Below are 3,200 nucleotides of genomic sequence, written 5' to 3' on the forward strand. Positions count from 1 at the left end.
GTATGATGAAAGCGATAAATTAGCCAGCTTCTACCAAGGACAAACCTTAGCTGGCGTGAGCGAACAAAAAGCCATGGCAGAGAGTGATGTCCCATCACTGATCGATAATCACAAGGTGCAGTTGGAGGTGCCTAAATAATGTATGTGTCTGTAGACTCGTTACCGGAGCTGACCCCCGAATATCAACAAACTCAGCAGCAAGCGGTTCATGATGCCAAGGTGGTGTATCAATTTGAAGTCGTGAAAGTCTCTCCTACTGATTACGGGACAATTTTTTTATGGTCGTTATTTGGCCTAGGTTCCTTATGGTTGGTGTGGGACGCGTTGTCAGATGGCTTCTTGGGGGCTCTTCTTCTTTTAATTTTTTCAGGAGGTATACTGACGTACTTCTATTACGCCGGTAACCCTGATGTGAAACAAACGGTGACCTTGACCGAAAAGGGGATGATCGTTTCGGACCTTCAATTAGCACCTGACGCGTGTTTTGCTGCACTGCGCTACTCTGGGTATGTGGGGGTTGCGATATCGGTGGTTGGTGTAGTCTTAGTTGGTCCGATGATGTTTATCGGCGCCGGCGCTGGTCTCTTGATGTCATTTAAAATGGCTGGGGTGGAAAACAGACCAAAAACTAGAGTACTTCCATTTGAATCTAAGCTTAATTATGAGTTTTACGTAGCACCTGCTGTTAAATATAAAAATAACCTTGTTCAATGGCACATGTCTCCGATGATCGAAATGGATCATGGTAATGATGATGAAGGAAGAAACCTTTATCGTGCGAATCGAAACTTTTATTTCTCTAGTTATGCCGCTTCGAATGAAGAGCAAAATCGGTTTTTAAAACACTTGAGGCAGTTTATTACAGTCACAGAAGAAGGGTCGTGACGGGCCAGCAGGCTTCGTTGGGAAGCCTGTGGACAGAAATCGTTTAGAGTAATCACTTAAATTAGGAAAATGCGGATAAATTTAGGTATGGGAAAGTCGCTTAGTGAAGTGTAACTGTATCGGCTGATACGCGCCGTACCTGGATCGATAACGTATTTGATGCCCGGAACCGTCAACGAGGTTTCTGCTACGTTGGTTGCCAGTACAATGCGACGACCTGCATGAGGTTGGAAAATCTTGTTCTGTTCACCCGCCGACAAACGCGCGTAAAGCGGCACAATCTCCGTGCTCTTTAGATTGCGTTTAGACAGTGCATCAGCGGTATCACGGATTTCACGCTCACCGTTCATGAAGATCAGGATGTCACCTAAACCTTCATCGCACAGTTCGTCTACCGCTTCGAAGATACCTTCAAGTTGGTCACGATCATTATCGTCATCACCACTTAGTGGGCGGTAACGCGTTTCTACTGGGTAAGTACGACCTGACACTTCAATAATTGGGGCATTGTTGAAGTGTTTTGAAAAACGCTCAGGGTCGATGGTTGCCGACGTGATGATCACTTTCAGATCAGGACGGCGTGGTAGTAACTCTTTCAAGTAACCCAAGATGAAATCGATGTTCAGGCTGCGCTCGTGCGCTTCATCAATAATAATGGTGTCGTATTGATTCAAGAAGCGGTCATGCTGAATTTCAGCCAGCAAGATACCGTCCGTCATCAATTTGATTTGGGTATTTTCAGAGATCTGATCGTTGAATCGAACCTTGTAACCAACAAACTCACCAAGCTTGGTTTCCATCTCTTCAGCAATACGGTTTGCAACCGAACGCGCCGCAAGACGACGAGGCTGAGTATGACCAATCAGACCGAACTTACCGCGACCAAGCTCAGCACAGATTTTTGGCAGCTGAGTGGTTTTACCTGAACCGGTCTCACCCGCAACGATAACCACTTGGTTTTCTTCGATCGCTTTCGCAATGTCGTCGCGTTTTTGGCTGACAGGCAGGATTTCAGGGTATTCAATCGTTGGTTTGTAGCTACTACGTTGCTCCACAACCATCATGGATTTGGCGATGTCTAATGCGATTTCATCAAACACAGCGTTACGTGCTGCGTCTTTTTTGATTTTGCTTGCACCAGAGATTCGTTTACTCAAGCGGAAGCGGTCACGCATCATGCACTGGTTAAGTGCCTTGCGCAGTGACGCCGCGTTATTTACTTGAGCCTGAGGCGCAGCATTCTGAGAAGCTTGTGCTTGAGATGCATTAGCCTGCTTCGCTTTGGCATTTTGCGCACCATTTGACGGTGTCGCTTGCTCTTCAGCGGGATTCTTTTTTGGGGGCTGTGACGAAGTCAAAGCGTTTCCTATTCTTTTCATTACAAAAACTGCGCGGATTGTAGCACATAAGGGCCAGAACAAGATAACGGAAAGCAGCATCCAGCAATCATTCATTTTTCGAACAACTCAAGCAAATCCATCGCGTTTTGAGTCGACGAGTATCTTACTTTGTGATTTGACTCTCGCGTTCCTTAAGCCGGTTTATTTGAGAATCTCTCTGAGCATCTATTAGCGCTTTCTTTGCATCATGATTCTCTTTACTTGTACCTGAAATCGCATTCGCATTCGCAACTTGCTTATTTGTCTCTTCGATCATTTCCCATAGAGCCTTCAGACTAACAGAGCTATCAGTAAGAGGCTGATTTGGTGTAATAGCTTTGTGAGGCTCAGATACCCTACTTTCACGGAGTACTCTCTCGCGATTTTGCGCCCAACGCTTTTCATCACCAGTGTTATATGTCAATTCAGCTTTTCGCTCTAAACGTTGTCGCTCTGCACGTTCTCTGGTGGTCTCTTGTCTTTGTTCGCTGGAATCACAAGGCGAGGATTGATAACGCATTTATGTATACTACCGCTAAAAATAAAAAACACAGTAACATTATTCTTGCCTGCTAAGTACATACATGTTTTCTAAATGTCGAATCACCTAATGAAAAAGTGCACTTTCAATAGGAAAATGTTTATAACGACTAAGAACAAAGCACAACTCCAAAGGTTACAGGAAAAAATATATTTAAAGCGATGAATCAGTTAAAACGAATGTAACCGCCCCATGAACCCACAGGGCGATGTTGTTAATGTTTGAAGTTCCAAGGTAGGAGTGCATCGATATCAGGCTCAGCTTGCGCTAGCTCTTTCATGCACTTGACCATGTAGTCGTAGAGGATAAGGCCGTTGGCTTTCGCCGTCTCGACGATGCTGTAAAGCATCGCGCTCGCATCAGCACCATTTGGTGTGTTTGAGAACAGCCAATTT

The 3,200-nt window shown here is 45.1% G+C and carries 3 protein-coding genes and 1 pseudogene; 1 reads left to right on the top strand and 3 read right to left on the bottom strand.

Annotated elements, in window-relative coordinates; all coding sequences use genetic code 11:
- Window positions 1-138 precede the first annotated feature (138 nt).
- Window positions 139-885, top strand: coding sequence for a hypothetical protein (locus KIV40_RS06790; RefSeq protein WP_285348398.1), 747 nt, complete (start codon window positions 139-141; stop codon window positions 883-885).
- A gap of 86 nt (window positions 886-971) precedes the next feature.
- On the opposite strand, the pseudogene KIV40_RS06795 reads toward KIV40_RS06790, so the two are convergent.
- From KIV40_RS06795 to KIV40_RS06805, 3 genes and pseudogenes are all read right to left on the bottom strand, one after another.
- Window positions 972-2,264, bottom strand: a pseudogene (locus KIV40_RS06795) (DEAD/DEAH box helicase); the annotation flags it as partial.
- Between the two features lie 124 nt (window positions 2,265-2,388).
- Window positions 2,389-2,784: a protein EspD gene (locus KIV40_RS06800; RefSeq protein ID WP_285348399.1), complete on the bottom strand. Its 396-nt coding sequence runs from the start codon at window positions 2,782-2,784 to the stop codon at window positions 2,389-2,391.
- Between the two features lie 235 nt (window positions 2,785-3,019).
- On the bottom strand, window positions 3,020-3,200 hold a 181-nt coding region (locus KIV40_RS06805; RefSeq protein WP_285348400.1), incomplete at its 5' end, for a transposase domain-containing protein.

This window comes from Vibrio sp. D173a (assembly GCF_030248475.1).

Bases quoted from the DNA above. Each gene is read 5' to 3' on its own strand.
- KIV40_RS06790 (WP_285348398.1), top strand. From the start codon at position 139: ATGTATGTGTCTGTAGACTCGTTACCGGAGCTGACCCCCGAATATCAA.
- KIV40_RS06800 (WP_285348399.1), bottom strand. From the start codon at position 2,784: ATGCGTTATCAATCCTCGCCTTGTGATTCCAGCGAACAAAGACAAGAG.